We start from the raw sequence: 20,317 nt of genomic DNA on the forward strand, positions 1-20,317 counted from the left end.
GACCTTACAACTATCGTAGCAACTCACGCGCAATAACGATGCGCTGCACTTCCGATGTCCCTTCATAAATCTCCGTAATCTTTGCATCACGCAAAAACCTCTCGACATGATACTCTTTGATGTAGCCGTATCCGCCGTGAATCTGAATTGCATCAAGAGCGGCATCCACGGCAACTTTGGATGCGTACAACTTTGCCATTGCCGAGTACTTACCGTACGGTTGTTTTGCATCTTTCATTGATGCCGCTTTCAGTGTCAGCATTTGCGCCGCTTCGATACGTGTAGCCATATCGGCAATCTTAAATTGAATTGCCTGATGCTGGGCAAGCGGCATATCAAATGCTTTCCGTTCTTTCGAGTATCGAATCGAAGCATCAAGCGATGCCATTGCAATGCCAAGCGCCTGCGATGCAATGCCGATGCGTCCGCCATCGAGTGTTTTCATCGCGAACTTGAAGCCAAATCCTTCATCGCCGATTCTGTTTGCGGCAGGAACCTTGCAATCCTGAAACGCAAGCGACACCGTGTCCGAACTACGGATTCCCATTTTCTTTTCTTTCTTTGCGACGGAAAGTCCGGGAGTTCCTTTTTCAACAATGAACGTGCTGACACCCTTCGCACCCAATGCTTTGTTCGTCGCCGCCATAACGAGGATAACATCGGCATTCGCTCCGTTGGTAATAAAGTTTTTCGTCCCGTTCAGAATGTACGAGTCGCCATCGCGGACAGCGCTTGTTTGCTGATTCGTCGCATCGCTTCCCGCTTCCGGTTCCGAAAGTGCAAACGCTCCGAGTTTTTTACCCGTCGCAAGCGGAATGAGATAGCTCTGCTTTTGTTCTTCCGTTCCATATTCATTGATGCCGTAACACACGAGCGAATTGTTCACCGACATGATAACACCGCAAGAAGCATCAACTTTGGAAATTTCTTCCATTGCAAGAACGTAACTTGTCGTGTCGAGTCCCGCGCCGCCGTACTGTTCCGGCACCATCATTCCCATGAAGCCAAGTTCTCCGAGTTTCTTCACCGCGTCATGCGGGAATTCTTCTTTTTCATCCCGGTCGTGTGCGGTTGGTGCTAATTCATCCTGTGCGAACTGACGGGCAGTATCGCGTATCATTATTTGGGTTTCAGTGAAATCGAAATTCATAGATTCAGTTTTTGGTTAATAGTTTCTTGTTTTGGTTTTTTGTTTTGTAGTTAGAGTAAGCTCTGAAAACTTGGTTCCATTCTTAGATGTTGCAAAATCCACAACAACGTCATGCCGAATTTATTTCGGCATCTGTTACCACGCAGCCGAAACAGATGCCGACATTCGTCGGAATGACGGTTAGGGTTAGTACTTATAAAACCCTTGACCCGTTTTTCTTCCAAGATGTCCTGCCGCGACCATCTTTTTCAGCAGTGGACATGGACGATATTTTGAATCGCCGAGACCTTCGTATAGTACATTCATAATCGAGAGACAAACATCGAGTCCGATGAAATCGGCAAGTGTGAGCGGACCCATCGGATGATTCATCCCGAGTTTCATCACGGTATCAATCGCTTCGGGAGTTGCGACTCCTTCCATCACACAATACATCGCTTCGTTGAGCATCGGGAGAAGAACGCGATTGGAAACAAAACCCGGATAATCGTTCACTTCTACCGGAGTTTTTTCCAACTTTTCGGAAAGCGATTTTACAGAGTCATATGTTTCCTGAGACGTTGCTAATCCGCGTATCACTTCCACCAACTTCATCATCGGAACAGGATTCATGAAGTGCATTCCAATCACTTGTTGTGGTCGTTTCGTCACCGCTCCAAGTTCCGTAATGGAAATCGAAGAAGTGTTCGAAGCAAGAATCGCATGTGTAGGAGCGAATGAATCGAGCGAACGGAAAATTTCTTTCTTGATTGTTCTATCTTCCGTTGCCGCTTCAATAATAATATCGGCATTTTTCGCGGCTTCTTCCAACGATGTGGTCGTTCGGATATGGGAAAGCGTTGCCTGCTTCTGCTCTTCCGTCAGTGTTCCTTTCTTGATTTGACGGTCAAGATTTCCGCCAATCGTTTTTAGTGCGCGGTCAATAAATTCCTGTTTGATGTCATTCAGACAAACAGAAAATCCAAACTGAGCGAAGACATGAGCGATACCATTGCCCATCGTTCCGCCGCCAATGACTGTAATTACCTTAGTGTTATTTTCCATAGTTTCTCTTTCTTTGCAATGTAATTTTATTTTCTTGCGGAGTATTGGAGAGATGGAGTGTTGGAGTACTTATTATCAAACTCCATCTCTCCAAAACTCCATCACTCCGTTTTTCCATTTCCCCTTCAATCCATCTCGCCGTTAAGGATTGTAATCTGGGATATCTTCCGATATTCGGCTAATCCATGTTCCATCGTCTTTCTTCTTCTCAAGACTTTCAATAAGTCGAAGCATTTTGTTTTCCACTTCATAATGGAGTATATCAAACTCACTAAATTGAGATTCAGGTATTTGATTTGTTGCTTTCAAACCGATCATCCGCGTCATTGTTTCACCAAGCGAACCTAATCCAATATAAAGAAACTGCACGTATTCATTTACTGACTTTCGACAGTACCCTTCTGAAATATTTGAAGAAACAGACTGCGCCGAGTTGATTATCTGAGAGCGAAGTTTAAAATCAATCCCTTTGTTTGCAGTGGAATCCCAAACAAATTTATATAAATCTATTCCCTTCTGCCAAACATCGAGTTTCATATAACCACGATTGATATTCCGCAACTTCGTGTATTCAATCATAATCTAATACTCCATTACTCCAACACTCCATAACTCCATAACTCCAGTATACCATCAGGAAAAAGTACGTTCAACAATCACACTGCTCGCTTCGCCGCCGCCAATACAAATCGCTGCCATGCCTGTTGTAACGTTTCGTTGCTTCATTGCATGAAGAAGCGTCACCATGATGCGTGTTCCGCTTGCGCCAATCGGATGTCCGAGTGCCACCGCTCCGCCATTGACATTCACTTTGTTCGGGTCAAGTCCGAGAATTTTATTCACCGCGAGACTGACGACAGCAAACGCTTCATTGATTTCAAACAAATCAATCTCTTCAAGTTTCTTATTCGCTTTAGCAAGAACTTGTTGCATTGCATATGCGGGTGCTGTGGTAAACCATTCCGGCTTCTGAGCAAATGAACCGTAACTGATGATTTTCCCAAGTGGCTTGATTCCAAGTTCCTGTGCTTTCGCTTCCGACATCAATACCACTGCCGCCGCACCGTCATTTATTTTTGAAGCATTTGCGGCTGTGATAGTTCCCTCTTTATCGAACGCAGGTTTGAGTGTTTTGATTTTATCGAACTTCACTTTCTTCGGTTCTTCATCTTCGGAAACAATAACCGGTTCACTTCCTTTTTGTTCAATCTTCACCGGCACAATTTCCTCGGTGAACAATCCGTTCTTCTGTGCTTCGAGTGCTCGTTGGTAACTCATCACCGCAAATTCATCCTGCGCTTCGCGGGGAATCTGACATTCCTTCGCACAAATCTCCGCCGCGTTTCCCATGTGAAAATTATTATAGACATCCCACAGTCCGTCTTTCACCATCGAGTCAACAACCTGACCATGTCCCATACGGTAACCGGTGCGCGCTTTCTCTAGCAAGTACGGCGTGTTCGACATGCTTTCCATTCCACCGGCGACCACAACATCAGCATCGCCAAGACGGATTGCCTGCGTTCCAAGCATAATCGATTTCAATCCTGAGCCGCAGACTTTATGTACCGTCATTGTTTGCACTGATTCCGGTAAGCCGGCAAAAATAGCCGCTTGCCGTGCCGGCGCTTGTCCGACCCCCGCCTGAAGCACACAACCCATAATGACTTCATTCACCAGTTCCTTTTTCACACCCGAGCGCTTCACTGCTTCTTCAATAACAATAGCGCCAAGTTTCGGCGCGGTAAAATTATTTAACGCGCCGCCAAACGAACCAATCGGTGTCCGGCACGCGCTGACGATAACAACTTCATTATTCATAATTTTTCTCTTTTTAAATATTCCGGTTTGATTACCATCAAAAAAATGCCTGAGCAGAAACCTACTCAGGCGTTTTTCTAACTGACAAACAACAATTTACTTTTATAGATTACTCATCGAGCAATCTAACATTCTTACTTGATTCTGATAAACTCAATACGTCTGTTGCGCGCCATACCTTCGGGCGATGCGTTATCGGCAACAGGTCGTGTGTACCCGAATCCTTTTGTAATGATACGGCTCGCTTTCACACCTTTCTGAGCAAGGTATGCTTTCACAGACTCAGCACGCGATTTTGACAACTTCAAATTGAAACTCGCTGTACCGCGTCGGTCGGCATGTCCGTAAATCGCAACCTGAACATTCGGGTTAAGCAACAATGTTGCAACAACTTTATCGAGTGTCTTCTTCGCATCCGGCAGTAAATTCGCGCTTGCTGTTGCAAACTGTACTTTCGGGAAGATAATTGCTTTATCGAAACTAATCGTCGGTATATCATCCTTTGGATTCAAAGGATTCAACCCAAGTTCGACTTCCTTACCGTCATCCATTCCACCTTCATCCGTATCGGCAAAGAGCGGATTCGTCCGGTATTTTTCAATCTCATCTTTATCCGTCAAGCCGTCTCCATCGGTATCGGCTTTCGTCGGATCTGTTCTGTATTTATTGACTTCTTCAAAGTCAGTCAAACCATCGCCGTCAGTATCAACCTTTGTCGGGTTGCTGTGGTACGTAAGAACTTCTTCACCATCGGAGAGTCCGTCACCATCAGTATCGGCTTTCAACATATTCGTACCGTACTTCAGAATTTCATCGCCGTCGGTTAATCCATCACCGTCAGCATCTTTGTTGAGCGGGTTCGATTTGTACGTAAAAATTTCTTCGCGGTCGGTTAAACCATCTCCATCAGTGTCCGCTTTTGTCGGATCGGTTTGATATGTGTGAACTTCTTCACCATCGGTCAAACCATCGCCATCTGTATCAGCCGAGTTCGGGTCAGTCCCGTAACGGCGTTCTTCATCAAGTGATAATCCGTCCATATCGCGGTCGCCGCTTTCCGGACGAAACTCGATACCGACTTCTTCACCGCGCAAGAACGCGAAAAAGTTAAGCGACAAATTCCAGTAAGAATCATTTCTTCCGGCGGAAACTGCATCGAGATTATCCGTAAAACCAAAATGGTATGTTCCGGCAAGTTCAGCCGCCGTGTTTGATGAGAACCACCACTGCAATCCTCCGCCAACCGGCGCCTCAGCCATCCATTGTTCTGCCTTCAGCAAGACTTTATCATTTCTGTCTTTAGGTTGATACATTGTCGCACCAACACCGGCAAACAAGTACGAACCAAATTTTCCTTGGTTCGCCGGATGAAAGAGTAATCGAACATCAATCGGAACAACAAGTGATTGGAAAAAAGAAGAATTTCGTTCTGCTTCAAGAAATGCAAGACCAAATCCTGTTTGAATTGCTACATTCTCTTCAGCGTAATGCCGGATAAAGATGTGTGAGTATGGTCGGTACTTCGGTCCTTTCACTGTCGTTTGAGGGACAGAAAAGCCAAAGCCCGCGCCAATTCCGGTCTCTCCAGCCCAACCCTGAGCGAAATTCTCGCCAAGAGAGCTGAATGTGAGTAGCGCTACCAATAAGCAGTATCCAATATGTTTCATAGGGCGGTATCTCCGTTCATAATGCACTGAATGTAACCCGAAAAAATGGAAAAATCAAGAGAAAAATTGAATAAATGTTACTTTTTTTTTAAGAAAATCTCTCAACTATTCATTACTTTGAGGAATTCTTTGTTAGATTTCGTTCCACGCATCTTTTCCATCAAAAATTCCATCGCTTCGACGGTAGAAAAGTCACTGAGAAACTTTCTCAATATCCAAACCTTGTTGAGGTCATCCGAATCAAGAAGCAGTTCTTCCTTTCTTGTCCCCGAACGATTCACATCAATGGCGGGGAACACGCGGCGGTCACTCAATTTCCGGTCGAGAATGATTTCCATATTTCCTGTTCCTTTGAACTCTTCGAAAATCACTTCATCCATTCTGCTACCGGTTTCAATCAACGCTGTTGCGATGATTGTCAAACTTCCACCCTCTTCCACGTTACGAGCCGCTCCGAAAAATCTCTTCGGGCGATGGAGAGCATTTGCGTCAACACCACCGGAGAGAATTTTTCCACTGTGTGGAACAACCGTGTTATGCGCACGAGCAAGACGTGTAATACTATCTAACAGAATGACAACATCCCGTTTTGCTTCCACCAATCGCTTCGCTTTATCAAGCACCATATCCGCCACCTGAACGTGACGTTCCGGCGGTTCATCGAATGTCGAACTAATCACTTCCGCATTCACCGAACGCTCCATGTCGGTAACTTCTTCGGGACGTTCATCAATCAACAAGACGATAAGAAAAACTTCCGGGTGATTGCGGAGAATGCTGTTCGCGATCTTCTGAAGGAGAACCGTTTTACCTGCCTTCGGCGGCGAGGTAATCATTCCTCTCTGTCCCTTACCAATCGGCGTCAGTAAATCCATGATACGCATTGCATACTCCCCCGGTGCAGTCTCTAATTTTAACTTTTGATTCGGATAGAGAGGAGTGAGATTATCAAACAACACCCGTTCACGAATCGCATCCGGGCTGACATCGTTCACCGCCTCGACTTTCAATAATGCAAAAAATCGTTCTCCTTCTTTTGGCGGGCGCACTTGTCCGCTAACCGTATCACCGGTTCGTAAATTAAACTTTTTGATTTGCGAAGGAGAGACATAAATATCATCGGGGGAAGGCAGGTAATTGTAATCAACCGAACGTAGAAATCCATATCCGTCCGGCAAACTTTCCAACACTCCCTTACTGAATGTCATCCCGTCTTGCTGTGTTTGCGCCTCTAATATCTTAAAAATTAAATCTTGTTTCCGAAGGTCGCTGTACCCTATAATATTCATTTCCTGAGCAATCTTCGAGAGTTCCGAAATCTTTTTCGATTTCAGATCCGACATATCCATTGACATGGTGTTGTACCTTTTACATCTGGTAAATTAAAATGGAAAAAAACACTGCACGAATCCCTAACAACAATCATTGTTGAATCGTGAACAGCATTGAAATAAAAGTTGATGAGTTTAAGTAGATTTGGTGAAGATTATTGGCTAATGTATCCTCAAACCGGTACGAATATAAGGGGAATCTGAGAGATAATCAAGTATTGAAAGCAGAAATATTTCGCCGCTTCAAAAGTCTCCTTTTAAAATTTTAAGAAACCCATCTCATAAAAGTACTTTGATTCATTCCAAAAAACGGTTATATTTTTCCCCGAAATGAGAAAGACTCCCCGATGAAACTCACGTATTACGGACATTCCGCGTTCCTTCTCCAAAACGGCTCAACCAATATTCTTATTGACCCGTTCCTCGATGGCAATCCGTTATCCCCCGTTCGGGCGGAACAAGTCAATGCACACTATATTATTGTCACGCACGGACACGGCGACCATCTCGGCGATGCAATCCCGATTGCCAAGCGTTGCAACGCCACCATCGTCGCCATCAATGAACTTGCCGATTACGTTGCATCCAAAGGCGCGAAAGCGCACAACATGCACATCGGCGGCAGTCACCAGTTTCCCTTCGGACGTATCAAGTTTACTATAGCACATCACGGCTCCTGCGCCCCCGACGGAACCTACACAGGAAATCCTTCGGGCGTTCTCATCACCATCAACGGGAAAACAATCTACCACACCGGCGACACCGGATTATTTTATGACATGAAACTCATCGGTGAAATGAATCCCGTTGATGTTATGCTTCTCCCCATCGGCGATAACTTCACCATGGGAATTGACGATGCAGTCAAAGCAGTCGAACTCACCAATCCCAAGTTCGTCATCCCGATGCACTATAATACATTCCCCGTCATCAATGCCGACCCGAATCTCTTTCTTCAGGGAATTCAAGCCAAAGGCTTCCGCGGCACAATCCTCCAACCCGGCGACTCATTAGATATATGATTCCCCCGGAAAACTGTCATTCAGAATCGATGCTATCCCCTAACCGGTTGTGTCATACCTGCGCAAGCAGGTATCCAATCAGCGCTCGTCGAAATCGAACGAATTATTGGATTCCAGCTTTCGCGGGAATGACAGTAAAAACTTTTCCGTACAGTTACGTGCTGTATCTATGTTATTTTGTTGGATAGGTTAGGTAACGTGGATTTCCTTCTATGGTCTTGCCGCTCCATGCACATCTTCGGTGTCATTATTTGGCTCGGTGGTCTCTTGTTTGAAAGCGCCATCGCCGTCCCCATCGCACAGGCAGAAGGCGAACCCGCAGATTCGCTTGCAAAAAAAATCCACGCCCGCTTCGTCGCCTTCGTGTGGATGAGCGTCTGGACCATTGCCGTCACCGGAATCATCATGATGTTACTCAACCCGCAATTTCACTGGTTTACCTATCAAACACAGTGGCAACGCTTACTTGGTTTCAAACAACTGACATTTTTCGTGATGCTCTTTTACGCGTTTGGTTACGCGCGAATGGTTTCCTATCTTCAATCGCCTTCATCAAACAACGGCAACGAAGAAACCATCACATTAGTTCGACAACGATTGAGCCAGTTCAGAAAAATCAACATCGCACTCGGAATCACGGCGCTTTTACTCGCCGCAGGAATGTAACGTGGGAAAAGTCATCACCATAACAAATCAGAAAGGCGGCGTCGGAAAAACAACGACTGCCATCAATCTCTCGGCAACCGTGGCGATTGCAGAATTCCCCACGCTCCTGATTGATATTGACCCGCAGGCAAACGCAACCAGCGGCATCGGTTTCGACCCGCGCCAGGAACGGACAAACATTTACGACGTTCTCATCAACGGTACACCCCCGCACGAGGCAATCATCAAAACCGAAACGCCGTTCCTCTCACTTCTCCCTTCGACCATCAACCTCGTCGGCGCAGAAGTCGAACTTGTCGGAACCGAAGGACGCGAGCGGATGTTGTTGAACGTAGTGGAAAAACTCCGCAACGATTTCAAGTTTATTTTTGTAGATTGTCCTCCGTCGCTCGGACTTCTTACACTCAACGGCTTGGTCGCCGCAGATACGGTTCTCATCCCTGTTCAATGCGAATACTACGCGCTCGAAGGATTGGGACAATTATTAAACACCATCAACATGGTTCAGCAAGGGCTCAACCCCAAACTCTCCATCGAAGGCGTCCTGATGACGATGTACGACGGACGACTCAAACTCTCGAATCAGATCCTCACGGAAATCAGAAACTATTTCGGAGAGAAAGCATACTCGACCGTCATTTCGCGCAACGTGCGGCTCAGCGAAGCGCCAAGTTACGGCAAACCGATTATCATGTACGATGCCGCCTCGACAGGCGCACGTAGTTACATGGACGCGGCAAAAGAATTTCTCAGCAGACAAACTAATTCAATTCAACATCAACCGGTTTCAGCATAATTTATGACACCACAAAAAGGCGGATTAGGCAGAGGTCTTTCGGCATTGATTCCTTCTGCACAGCCACAACAACAAGTACAATCATCACCGACGGAACAGCCGGAGGTAGTCGCTCAACAACCGCAACAGCAAGAAGCGGAAACCGGCAACATCACACACATTGAACTTGCAAAGGTGCGACCCAATCCTTTCCAGCCCCGTGCTGATTTCAATCAGGATGCGCTTGACGAACTGAAGCAATCCATCTCTCAAAAAGGTATTATTCAGGCAATTACTGTCAGGAAAACCGGTGACGGATATTTTGAATTGATTTCGGGCGAGCGACGCGTTCGTGCATCTCAGGAACTTGGTCTCCCGACCATTCCCGCGTACATTATCGAAGTCAACACGAATGAAGAAATGCTCGAACTTGCGCTTGTTGAAAACTTACAGCGCGAACATCTCAACCCGATTGAAATTGCAATTTCATATCAGCGGCTCATCAGCGATGTCGGCTTATCGGTGGAAGATATCGGAAACAAAATCGGAAAAGACAGGACAACGATTGCAAACTTTCTCCGCTTGCTGAAACTACCCGAACAAATTCAGAAATCGGTTCGCAACGGAAAACTTTCTGCCGGACATGCGCGTGCTTTACTTTCTCTTCCGAACGAACAAACGCAACTCCGTGTGTTTGAACGAGTCACGAAAGATGAATTGAGCGTTCGTCAGGTTGAAAAGTTAGTCAAGCAAACGCTCAAGAAAATTGAACTGCGCGATGTCATTACTCCCGCATCCGCCTTCACGCCAATTCCTTCTGTTGATGTTTCCGTGAAAGGATTTGAAGAACATCTCCAGCGTATTCTCGGAACAAAAGTAAGAATCAGAATCGGACAGGAAGGCAGGGGCGAAATCATGCTTGAATATTATTCGAATGATGACTTGCAACGTCTGCTCGAACTCTTAAACCAAATTCCTCATTGAAAGCAACATCTATGACAAAATCCATCGTCCTCACACAGAGTGCCCCTGCGCCAATTGGTCCCTACAGCCAGGGTACGAAAGTTTCCGGTACGCTCGTCTTCACCGCCGGACAAATTCCATTGAACCCGAAAACAGGAACTGTTGTTGGCGTTCACATCGCAACGCAGACACAGCAAGCATTAGAAAATCTCAAAGCAATTCTCGAAGAGGCGGGAGCGTCGCTCGAAAGTGTCATCAAAACAACTGTCTTTTTGAAAGATATGAACGAGTTTGCCGACATGAATAAAGTCTATGGGGAGTTCTTCAAAACAAATCCTCCCGCAAGAACCACCGTCGAAGTCAGCCGCCTCCCGAAAGATGTGCGAATCGAGATTGAAGCAATCGCAGAAGTTATTTCTTAATTGATGGTTGACAGTTGACGGTTCGAGGTTACAGGTCCCGAAAAGATGCCTTTGGCATTCGTGGTTTGATAAGGATTGACAATTCACAATTCACTATTCACTATTCACTATTCGCTATCCTTTTTCTTTCATATTTACTTCACTGCCCACTGCTCACTGCTCAGAGTCAGGAAGTAATTCCTAACATCCATGCAGATACACTTTCCTTCCAATCCGATACAACAAGTACGTTAAAACAGGAATACAAGCCCTTCACGCCAACCAAATCCGCCTTGCTCGCCGTCGGACTTTCCGCCGCTCTTCCCGGCGCGGGACAATTCTATAACGAAACGTATTGGAAGGTTCCTGTCATTTGGGGACTTGGTGGATATTGGATTTACGAATGGGTGAAATTAAACGACGAGTATCAAAACTACAGAACTCTTTACAGCCAAAGTGTAGAAGCGAATCCGAATGGTATCGAAAATTACAAACTAAACCGAGATCGTTTTCGGGACGAACGCGACAAGTTTGCCTGGTATCTCGGTGTTTTGTATTTCGTCAATGTAATTGATGCCTACGTTGGAGCAAACTTGTATGACTTTGAGGTGACGCCGGATTTGGGGAGCGATGGGAGAGTGTTGCCGAGAGTTACTGCCTCTATCAAACTAAAGTTTTAAAATGTTCAGTCGGGACTTTCGCCATAACAGAATAATTCATCCTTAAGCTGTAAGTTTCTTCTTTCCAGCAAACGAAACAACCTTGCGTCCTGATTTTTTCTGTCGTTTCTGTGCCGCAGTGATAATTGCTTTGACATCGAAATTATACTTTGCTGCTTGTTCCTCACGGATACGTCGTACTTCATCTACAATATAATCTTTGACCATAATTTTATTCTCCTAATAATTCTTCCGGGGTACAGATAACCGGACATCCATGCCCGTATTGGTTACAAACCTTTACAACTGATTTAAAGATAAAAGCATTTGCAAGGTGAACACAGTTCCAAGTCATCAGAAAATCTATTCCATGCACTGCCGAAACAGCAATGTGTGCCGCATCGGTCGCCGCTTTTGCCGGCAGAGTACGGGATACTATGAGAGCCTGAGCCAAGATAATAACATCATCCGTTATCTCTAAGTCAGGGATGTCTTTGATTAAATTTACTCGTTCTTTTGCGGCTTCTGAATCACCGGCTTTTACTTCGTCAATGACAAACTGTGAAATGAAAAGGTCAAAATTCATCTTCCTTTTTCTCCACCATTCATGCGTTATCTGTTGATGCCCCGCAATAATTAAATCACGGCTCGGCTTTGCAGTTAAATAGCTCGGGATGGTTGTTTCGAGATATAACTTGGCTTTCATAGATTTGCAAACCAATAATACTCAAACATATTGAAACTTTCAAATCAGATAACAAAAAGGTCGGCTCATAACCGACCTTTTGTTGAAATTCATTACATAATAGATTTTGGTTCTTTATCTCTTTTCTTCATCCACCTTAGGCGATTTTCCAAGCACATCAACTATCGAATAGTTTTTGATAGAGCCGAGATTCAGCGCTTTAATTCCCTTCTCGATTTCTTTTTTGTCACCGACAACAATAACAGCAATGTTTTCCGTGTCAATGTATTTCTTTGCAACACGGATAACATCTTCTTTCGTTACTGCCAAAATCTTTTGGATGTAGTTGTTGAAATAATCATCCGGCAAATTATACAGGACAAGTTCGCTCAGCATGTTTGCTATCGAACCGAGAGAAGAAAAGTTGTCGGGATAACCGAGCGCAAGATAATTTTTCCCTCGTGCAAGGTCATCGTCCGAAATTTCCGAAATGCCGCGAAGTTCCTTCATAAACTCAATCAGTGCGCTATCGGTTTTGTTGGTTTGAACATCCGATGCCGCCGTGAACGGACCCGGTGTGGGTCGCATTTGAAATGAAGAGTTTGCACCGTACGCGTACCCGTGTGTCTCTCGAATATTTTGGTTCAATCGTGAACTAAACGAGCCGCCGAGAATCGTATTCATCACCTGTATAGCATAGTAATCTTCTGTCATTCGCTCTACGCCAATGCGACCAAAACGAAGTACCGATTGTGCGGCACCCGGTTTATCTACCAAATAAATTTTTCTTCCGCTCACTTGGTCAACGGATGGCAACTTCACTTCCGGCGCTTTTCCTCCTTGCCAACCGGCAAAGGTCTTTTCCAACTTCTGCTGAATTCCGTTCTTAGGAACATCACCAACAACGACGAGCGTTGAGTTAGAAGGGAGAAAATTCTGCGCATGAAACGATTTCAAATCCTCCGACTTCATCGCACGTAGACTCTTCTCATTTCCGATGTCAGGAATTCCGTACGGGTGTTTTGTTCCGTATAACGTTCGACCAAAGATGACGTTTGCAATTGCTCTTGGTTCGTCGTGCCACTGCATCAATCGGGTGAGTCGTTCTTTCTTTTTCCGTTCAAGTTCATCGGCAGGAAACGTTGGTCGCATAATGATATCGGCAAACAACTCCATCGCCGCATCTAATTTAGAAAGAGGCGTGTGAAGTGAAACTCCACTCGTGTGCATTCCCGCGTAGGGAAAAATATTCGCTCCGAGAAAACTTATCGCGTCTGCAAGTTCAAGTGCATTGCGCGAACCGGCCCCTTCGTCCATCATTTCAGCGACCATGCTTGCAAGTCCCGGTTTGTCCGAAGGATTCATCACGGAACCGGTGTTGACCATCAATTCCATTTCCACGAGCGGCAACTCGTGCTTCTCCATCAACACAACCTTCATTCCGTTCGATAATGTAAAATGCTGAATCGGAGGAAGTTTCAATGTCGGTTGCGGACCTGCCGCGGGTGGTTTGCTTCTATCAGGCGCTTGCGCTAAAGAAAGTGTTACTAATAACGTGAATAAAGAAATGAGGATGATTACTTTTTTCATTTTGTTCTTCGGAGTATTGAAAACAGGAAACTGTAAACCGGGAACAGGGGACTGCGTATTCATCACTTTCCTCCTTTCGTCGCGGCTAATTCTGTCTTTCCTTTCGGAACGACACTTAACAAGACCCGCCCATCATCAATCAAATATTTATCGCACACCGAGTGAACATCCTTCAGGTCAATGGCTTTATACCGCGCGAGGTCTTCATAAAAATAATCGGGATTACCTGTCAAGGTAAAATAATTGTTGAGTTGGTCTGCTTTTCCTGAAGCGCCTTCCAGCCGGTCAAGAAAACTCGCTTCATATTGATTGACTGCTCGCTGAACTTCCATTGTTGTTGGCGGTTCAGATTTTAATTTGTTGATTTCTTCCTGAATCACCTTCTCAAGTTCAGAGAGTGAATATCCTTCTCTCGCCGTAGCCATAATCATAAAAGAAGAATTAATTTTAGAGGAACTCTGAAACGCAGAAACATCCTGCGCTATTTGCATATCATACACAAGCCGTTTGTAGAGCCGGGAAGTTTTTCCTCCTGCAAGTACATTAGCAAGAATATCAAGTTCGGCATCTCCCGGAGAAAGAACTCTCGGTGAATGCCACGCCATGTATAACCGCGGCAGTTGAACTTTATCTTCAAGCACAACGCGCTTTTCCTCCGTCAACACCGCAGGTGGATACGAAAGTGGCGGCGCTTGCTTTCCCCCTTTCACATCGCTGAACCATTTCTCGACAAGCGATTTGGTTCATGTCGGTTCAATATCGCCGGCAATGACAAGACTTGCATTGTTCGGCACATAATACGTTTTGAAAAACTGCACAACATCATCGTAGGATGCGGCAGATAAATCTTCCATCGAACCGATAGTGGGCCAATGATACGGATGGTCTTTGGGGTAAAGATTCTCCATGATAGTCGGGAACGCAAGCCCGTACGGTCTGTTCTCGTAGGACTGACGGCGTTCGTTCTTCACAACATCTCGCTGTCCGTCCACTTTTCCGGGAGACATTGCATCGAGCAGAAATCCCATTCTGTCCGATTCCAAAAACAAGGCGAGTTCAAGCGCGTTGCTCGGAAGATTTTCATAGTAATTTGTCCGGTCGGTCGTCGTTGAGCCGTTGTTATCACCGCCTGCTCCTTCAAGCCATTGGTCGAATTTTCCTTCCGGCACATTACCCGAACCTTCAAACATGATATGCTCGAACAAATGAGCAAACCCGGTTCGTCCCGGCTTCTCATTTCCCGAACCAACGTGATACCAAACGTTCACGCTTACAACCGGTACGGTGTGATCTTCATGCAGAATGACATTCAACCCGTTCGGTAACGTAAACCGTGTGTACGGAACGGAGAGGCGTACATCCTGCGCAAATATATATGTTGATAATATGAGTAAAAGTAAAATGAGTCTTTTCATACCTGACTTTCAATTAGTAAAAAAAAATATATAACACAGCATTCAAATAGATACAAAATCAATCACCGGCATTTGAATAAATTTATCCGGTTGTCGTTCTTGCCAAATTGCTTCCTGAATTTTTCTTACCGTTGAGGGAGAATAAAACCTTTCGCCGCATTGTGTGCACACGCGAGCAGGGACGTGCTCAATCAAGTGCATCTTCCCTTTGGTTTCGATGGAATACGAGGTTACTTGTTCAACGATAATCCCACCGCATAAATCACATTTCATTCTGTTTTCCTTTCTATATAATTTAGCCATAAGTTAGAATCAGGCTCGTAAACTGTTATTATTTTGATAAGATCACGAGTTGGATAACTGCATTGAATATGCAGTGGTCGCTCCTGGTTCGTCAGCCCGAAAATCAAACAACTCGGTCCGTATTTGTCTTCAGGATAATCTTCGATGACAATTCCGTTTTCAATCCCTTCGCGAACTTCTTGTTCATGTATCAACCGTATGATAGTTTGGTCAACAGCATGATGGCTGTATTCATACAATCCTAAGCGAATTTTTCGTTTGATATCCTCAATCATTCACTCGGTTGAAACTTTTCCACTTCTTCCAAAATAGTTGCTACAATCTCTTCTTCTTTCACCCGCTTGATGACTTCTCCTTTGCGATAGAGAATTGCAACTCCTTTTCCTGCGGCGATACCGATATCAGCTTCACTTGCTTCGCCGGGTCCATTGACAACACAACCGAGCACTGCAATCTTCACGGGTTTTTTCACACCGGCAAGTTTCTCCTCAAGTTGAGCCATGATGCCGAATAAATCAACTTCAAGGCGTCCACAAGTCGGGCAGGCAATCAACTCGACATTGCGTGATGCAAGACTGAGCGAGCGGAGAATTTCTTTTCCCACCTCCACTTCTTTCACCGGCTCATCCGTAAGCGAAACACGAATCGTGTCGCCGATTCCTTCGGCAAGTAACGTTCCGATTCCAACAGCTGATTTGATTGTGCCGACGCGAGTCGTTCCGGCTTCCGTAACTCCGAGATGAAGCGGAATATCGGTTCGTTGTGCAACAAGACGGTACGCTTCAATCATCAATTTCACATCCGTTGACTTTACCGAAATAATCACATCATGAAAACCGAAATCCTCACAAATTTCAACATGCCGCATAGCGCTTTCGTACAATGCTTCGGGAGTCGGATACCCATGTTTTTCAAGAATGTCTTCTTCGAGTGAGCCGGAGTTCACACCTATACGAATCGGAATTCCTTTTTTCTTTGCTTCCGTCAACACTTGTTCGATTCGTTCGCGTGAGCCAATGTTTCCCGGATTGAGCCGGACTTTTGCAACATTTCCCTCAATCGCTTTCAACGCAAAGACATGATTGAAATGAATATCGGCGACGATGGGAACAGGAGAGCGTTTGACAATTTCACCGATTGCATCTGCCGCTTCTTTGTCGTTCACGGTTACACGAACTATGTCGCATCCTGCTTCAGCAGCGTCGAGAATTTGCTTGACGGTTCCATCAACATCCGATGTTTTTGTTTTCGTCATCGTCTGAACGGAAATCGGAGCGTTTCCGCCGACGAGAATTCCGCCGACATTCACTTGTCGGGTTTTCCTTCTCACACCAACTTTGTATGTTTGATGAGGACTTGAAGGAACTGAAAATTCTACGATGTTACTGTTATCTTGTAATGTTGCTTTCATAAATTATTTTTTTGATTCGAGATCCAATGATCCAATCATCAATCGTAAATCGTAAATCAATTCAATCGCTTGCTTTCTTCAAACAAAAATCGTTTTTCTTCTTCTGTGAGACTTTGATATCCGCTTTGATTTATCTTGTCGAGGATTTCATCCAACCGTGATTGAGTTTCAGTTTTATCATCTGATTGAATATCCTCATACGTCGCTTCGCCTACTTCTTCCTGCGGGCGCGTTGCCGTGTAGCGGTATTGCGGCTGAGCATAAAACATCGGTTTCTTTTTGAACATCGAAGGAAGTCCGAGTCGGTGTTGGTCAACGAGCAAATAAATAAACCCAACCAACGCTCCGCCGAGATGCGCAAAGTGAGCGATGCCATCCTGCGTACCTGTCACTCCCGAAATCAGTTCAAACAAAATATAAAGAATGACAAAGTAACGTGCACGAATCGGTAAAAGGAAATATAAAAATATCGGACGGTCGGGGAATAACATTCCATACGCAAGCAACACTCCATACACAGCGCCGGATGCGCCGACAGTCGGGCCGGAAACGCCGAAAAGGGGACTGATAAGCAAATGAACGAACGCCGCGCCAAGTCCGCATGTCAAATAATAAATGAGAAACTTTTTCGAGCCCCAAACATTTTCCAATTCCATCCCGAACATCCAGAGCGCAAACATGTTCATGAACAAGTGCATAAAACCGCCGTGCATGAACATGTAAGTGAACAATTGCCATACTTCAAATCCATATCCAAGCGGAAACAACGCGAAGACATAATTCAAAAAGTACTGCAACGGCACGCCACCGATTTGGAACATCCCGAAGAAGTTCACCAACAGGAACAGCGCAACATTGGAAATCAGTAACGCCTTGATGACAGGAGGAAAGAAACTAAACCCTCCGAAAAACGAAGGGCGGTGATAACTCGAACTTGTGTAACGATAATATGACATTATAATTGATTGAAGAACATATTACATTTATTTATTAGTCAGTGCGGCGATGCCGGGAAGAATTTTCCCTTCAAGGAATTCGAGCGATGCGCCGCCGCCTGTTGAAACGTGCGAGACAGATTCAGATAATCCTGCCTGAGCAATTGCCGCGGCAGAATCTCCGCCACCGACGATTGTTGTCGCGCCGGTTTTAGTAATTTCTGCCAGTAGACGCGCTATGGCGTTTGTGCCTTCAGCAAAATTCGGCAATTCAAACACGCCCATTGGTCCGTTCCATACAACTGTTTTGGCTTTCTTCAGTTCTTCTTGAAACAATCTAACCGTTTCAGGACCAATATCAAAGCCCGACCATCCTTGCGGAATTTGGTTGACAGACACTGTTTTTCGGAGTGATTCGTTTTCCATTGTTTCAGCAATAATACAATCAACAGGCAGAAGTAGTTTAATGTTCCGTTGTTTTGCTTCGTTGAGAAGTTGTTTTGCTAATTCAATTTTATCCGCTTCAACGAGCGAGTTGCCAACTTCGAGTCCTTGCGCTTTGTAAAACGTAAACATCATTCCGCCGCCAATGAGTAATACGTCAACTTTACCCATTAAGTTTTGGATGACATCAATTTTGCCGGAAATTTTTGCACCACCGAGAATCGCCGCATACGGTCGCACAGGGTTTCCGACCGCTTTGCCAAGGTATTCAATCTCTTTGTTCATCAAATAACCCGAAACGGATGGCTTGATAAATTTCGTTACACCTTCTGTCGAAGCGTGGGCGCGGTGTGCGCTTCCGAAGGCATCGTTCACGTACACATCACCCAAAACAGAAAGTTGTTTGGAAAAACTTGCATCGTTCGCTTCCTCTTCTGCGTGGAACCGGACATTTTCAAGCAACAGACATTCGCCATTCGACATTCCGTTCACCATTACTTCAACTTCCACCCCAATACAATCAGGCGCAAATTTGACAGGCTTGTTCAACAACTGCGCGAGTCGTTCCGCAACTGGTTTGAGCGTGAACTCCATGTTGCGTTTTCCCTTCGGGCGACCGAAGTGACTCATCAAAATAACGCGTCCGTCATCGGAAAGAATTTTTTTAATTGTCGGAAGTGATTCCACGATGCGCGTATCATCAGTAATGACACCGTTCTTCATCGGGACATTGAAATCAACACGCACAAGCGTGCGCTTGCCGGAAAAATTTATATCATCAATTGTTAATTTGTTCATAGTTTTCATTTTCAGATTTAAGGAATAAAAAAGGCTAACGAGACATTACGCCATCGTTAGCCAAATTATCATACAACAAAAATTACAGTGTTGCCGCGATCTTCTTTGTTAAGTCAATGACTCGGCACGAATATCCCCACTCGTTATCGTACCATGCACAGACTTTAATCATCGTTCCCATAACGAATGTCAGCGGCGCATCAAATACTGCTGAGTGAGCGTTACCTTTTACATCGCTTGATACAATCGGCTCTTCTGTATATTCGAGAATGTTTTTCAAGTACCCATTCGCCGCCGCTTTGAATGCGGCGTTCACTTCCTCTTTCGTTGGTGTTTTTTCTGATTCGATAACTAAGTCAACGAGAGAAACATTGGGGGTTGGAACGCGAACAGCAATTCCATCCAACTTTCCTTTTAATTCAGGAATGACCAATCCAATTGCTTTCGCGGCGCCGGTTGAAGTAGGAATCATATTGAGTGCGGCGGCACGTGCGCGTCGTAAATCGGAATGTGGAAGGTCTAACACTTTTTGGTCATTTGTATAGGAATGTATAGTCGTCATCATTCCTTTTTTCAAACCAAAATTTTGTAACAATACTTTGGCAACCGGTGCAAGACAGTTTGTTGTACAGGAGGCATTGGAAATGATGTGGTGTTTCGACGGGTCATAAATCTCATCGTTCACACCAATTGCTATCGTTGCATCGGGTTGCTTTGCCGGCGCGCTGATGATAACCTTTTTCGCTCCGTTTGTAAGATGCTGTTTCGCCGCATCTCCATCAGTAAAATGCTTCAACCCGGTTGACTCGATGACAATATCAACTCCGAGGTCTTTCCACGGAAGTTTTGTGTGGTCTTTTTCCGACAACACTTTCAATACTTTTCCATTCACGATGAGATTTCCATCTTTTACTTCCACCGTTCCGGCGAAGTTGCCGATAACGGAATCATATTTCAAAAGATGACCGAGCGTTTTTGCATCGGTAATATCGTTCACGGCGACAAATTCAAGTTCAGGGGAATTCAGTCCGGCGCGTAGTACATTTCTTCCAATTCGTCCAAAACCATTAATTCCAATTTTCACAGACATGTTAATACTCCAAGAAAAAATTATTAATATTCATAAAATGTTAAGATTTGCCTTCAATGGGCAGGAAAATTTACCAAGAAAGGGAGTGAAAACCAAAAACCTGTTTTTCCTGAAAACTACACGAATTCAAAAAAAAAGTCACAGTAG

The 20,317-nt window shown here is 44.9% G+C and carries 23 protein-coding genes; 6 read left to right on the forward strand and 17 right to left on the reverse strand.

What is annotated here, in order from left to right; translation table 11 throughout:
• Nucleotides 1–10 precede the first annotated feature (10 nt).
• The 6 genes from HY960_08890 to rho all read right to left on the reverse strand — a co-directional run bounded on the left by HY960_08890 (nucleotide 11) and on the right by rho (nucleotide 7,031).
• Entirely contained in the window at nucleotides 11–1,150 is a 1,140-nt protein-coding gene (locus tag HY960_08890) for an acyl-CoA dehydrogenase (protein ID MBI5215856.1), read from the reverse strand.
• A gap of 186 nt (nucleotides 1,151–1,336) precedes the next feature.
• On the reverse strand, nucleotides 1,337–2,194 hold the full coding sequence (locus tag HY960_08895) for a 3-hydroxybutyryl-CoA dehydrogenase (GenBank protein MBI5215857.1): 858 nt from the start codon (nucleotides 2,192–2,194) through the stop codon (nucleotides 1,337–1,339).
• Between the two features lie 141 nt (nucleotides 2,195–2,335).
• The gene (locus HY960_08900) at nucleotides 2,336–2,773 is read right to left on the reverse strand and encodes a four helix bundle protein (protein MBI5215858.1); all 438 of its coding nucleotides are present in this window, start codon (nucleotides 2,771–2,773) and stop codon (nucleotides 2,336–2,338) included.
• A gap of 54 nt (nucleotides 2,774–2,827) precedes the next feature.
• Nucleotides 2,828–4,015: a thiolase family protein gene (locus HY960_08905; protein MBI5215859.1), complete on the reverse strand. Its 1,188-nt coding sequence runs from the start codon at nucleotides 4,013–4,015 to the stop codon at nucleotides 2,828–2,830.
• Nucleotides 4,016–4,149: 134 nt separating this feature from the next.
• A complete protein-coding gene (locus HY960_08910) occupies nucleotides 4,150–5,682 on the reverse strand; it encodes an OmpA family protein (protein ID MBI5215860.1) in 1,533 nt (510 codons plus the stop codon).
• A 101-nt stretch (nucleotides 5,683–5,783) separates the two neighbouring features.
• On the reverse strand, nucleotides 5,784–7,031 hold the full coding sequence (rho, locus tag HY960_08915; GenBank protein MBI5215861.1) for a transcription termination factor Rho: 1,248 nt from the start codon (nucleotides 7,029–7,031) through the stop codon (nucleotides 5,784–5,786).
• Between the two features lie 329 nt (nucleotides 7,032–7,360).
• Between rho and HY960_08920 the strand changes: the two genes are divergently transcribed.
• The 6 genes from HY960_08920 (at nucleotide 7,361) to HY960_08945 (ending at nucleotide 11,520) form a co-directional block, all read left to right on the forward strand.
• Nucleotides 7,361–8,035: a metal-dependent hydrolase gene (locus HY960_08920; GenBank protein ID MBI5215862.1), complete on the forward strand. Its 675-nt coding sequence runs from the start codon at nucleotides 7,361–7,363 to the stop codon at nucleotides 8,033–8,035.
• A gap of 228 nt (nucleotides 8,036–8,263) precedes the next feature.
• A complete protein-coding gene (locus tag HY960_08925) occupies nucleotides 8,264–8,701 on the forward strand; it encodes a CopD family protein (protein ID MBI5215863.1) in 438 nt (145 codons plus the stop codon).
• A gap of 1 nt (nucleotide 8,702) precedes the next feature.
• Nucleotides 8,703–9,497 (forward strand): ParA family protein, encoded by a 795-nt coding sequence (locus HY960_08930; protein ID MBI5215864.1) that lies wholly within the window; start codon nucleotides 8,703–8,705, stop codon nucleotides 9,495–9,497.
• Between the two features lie 3 nt (nucleotides 9,498–9,500).
• Nucleotides 9,501–10,460 carry a ParB/RepB/Spo0J family partition protein gene (locus tag HY960_08935; protein ID MBI5215865.1) on the forward strand — a complete coding sequence of 320 codons (960 nt, stop codon included), beginning with the start codon at nucleotides 9,501–9,503 and terminating at the stop codon, nucleotides 10,458–10,460.
• Nucleotides 10,461–10,471: 11 nt separating this feature from the next.
• Entirely contained in the window at nucleotides 10,472–10,861 is a 390-nt protein-coding gene (locus tag HY960_08940) for a RidA family protein (protein ID MBI5215866.1), read from the forward strand.
• A gap of 14 nt (nucleotides 10,862–10,875) precedes the next feature.
• On the forward strand, nucleotides 10,876–11,520 hold the full coding sequence (locus HY960_08945) for a hypothetical protein (protein ID MBI5215867.1): 645 nt from the start codon (nucleotides 10,876–10,878) through the stop codon (nucleotides 11,518–11,520).
• Between the two features lie 42 nt (nucleotides 11,521–11,562).
• On the opposite strand, the gene HY960_08950 is transcribed toward HY960_08945, so the two are convergent.
• The 11 genes from HY960_08950 to gap form a co-directional block, all read right to left on the reverse strand.
• On the reverse strand, nucleotides 11,563–11,727 hold the full coding sequence (locus tag HY960_08950) for a hypothetical protein (GenBank protein MBI5215868.1): 165 nt from the start codon (nucleotides 11,725–11,727) through the stop codon (nucleotides 11,563–11,565).
• A gap of 4 nt (nucleotides 11,728–11,731) precedes the next feature.
• Entirely contained in the window at nucleotides 11,732–12,205 is a 474-nt protein-coding gene (locus HY960_08955) for a type II toxin-antitoxin system VapC family toxin (GenBank protein MBI5215869.1), read from the reverse strand.
• Nucleotides 12,206–12,319: 114 nt separating this feature from the next.
• Entirely contained in the window at nucleotides 12,320–13,837 is a 1,518-nt protein-coding gene (locus tag HY960_08960) for an insulinase family protein (protein MBI5215870.1), read from the reverse strand.
• On the reverse strand, nucleotides 13,837–14,484 hold the full coding sequence (locus HY960_08965) for an insulinase family protein (GenBank protein ID MBI5215871.1): 648 nt from the start codon (nucleotides 14,482–14,484) through the stop codon (nucleotides 13,837–13,839). Before HY960_08965 ends, HY960_08960 begins: the two co-directional genes overlap by 1 nt.
• A 33-nt stretch (nucleotides 14,485–14,517) precedes the next feature.
• Nucleotides 14,518–15,189, reverse strand: coding sequence for an insulinase family protein (locus HY960_08970; protein MBI5215872.1), 672 nt, complete (start codon nucleotides 15,187–15,189; stop codon nucleotides 14,518–14,520).
• A gap of 42 nt (nucleotides 15,190–15,231) precedes the next feature.
• A complete protein-coding gene (locus HY960_08975; protein ID MBI5215873.1) occupies nucleotides 15,232–15,462 on the reverse strand; it encodes a YgiT-type zinc finger protein in 231 nt (76 codons plus the stop codon).
• A complete protein-coding gene (locus tag HY960_08980; protein MBI5215874.1) occupies nucleotides 15,459–15,767 on the reverse strand; it encodes a DUF4258 domain-containing protein in 309 nt (102 codons plus the stop codon). The genes HY960_08975 and HY960_08980 overlap by 4 nt, the downstream gene beginning before the upstream one ends.
• On the reverse strand, nucleotides 15,764–16,903 hold the full coding sequence (gene ispG, locus HY960_08985) for a flavodoxin-dependent (E)-4-hydroxy-3-methylbut-2-enyl-diphosphate synthase (GenBank protein MBI5215875.1): 1,140 nt from the start codon (nucleotides 16,901–16,903) through the stop codon (nucleotides 15,764–15,766). The genes HY960_08980 and ispG overlap by 4 nt, the downstream gene beginning before the upstream one ends.
• A 56-nt stretch (nucleotides 16,904–16,959) precedes the next feature.
• Nucleotides 16,960–17,859, reverse strand: coding sequence for a rhomboid family intramembrane serine protease (locus tag HY960_08990; protein MBI5215876.1), 900 nt, complete (start codon nucleotides 17,857–17,859; stop codon nucleotides 16,960–16,962).
• Between the two features lie 27 nt (nucleotides 17,860–17,886).
• Entirely contained in the window at nucleotides 17,887–19,080 is a 1,194-nt protein-coding gene (locus tag HY960_08995; protein ID MBI5215877.1) for a phosphoglycerate kinase, read from the reverse strand.
• Nucleotides 19,081–19,162: 82 nt separating this feature from the next.
• Nucleotides 19,163–20,170, reverse strand: coding sequence for a type I glyceraldehyde-3-phosphate dehydrogenase (gene gap, locus HY960_09000; GenBank protein ID MBI5215878.1), 1,008 nt, complete (start codon nucleotides 20,168–20,170; stop codon nucleotides 19,163–19,165).
• Nucleotides 20,171–20,317: the final 147 nt, after the last annotated feature.

Source organism: Ignavibacteriota bacterium, assembly GCA_016212665.1.
GTDB lineage: Bacteria > Bacteroidota > Ignavibacteria > UBA10030 > SZUA-254 > FW602-bin19.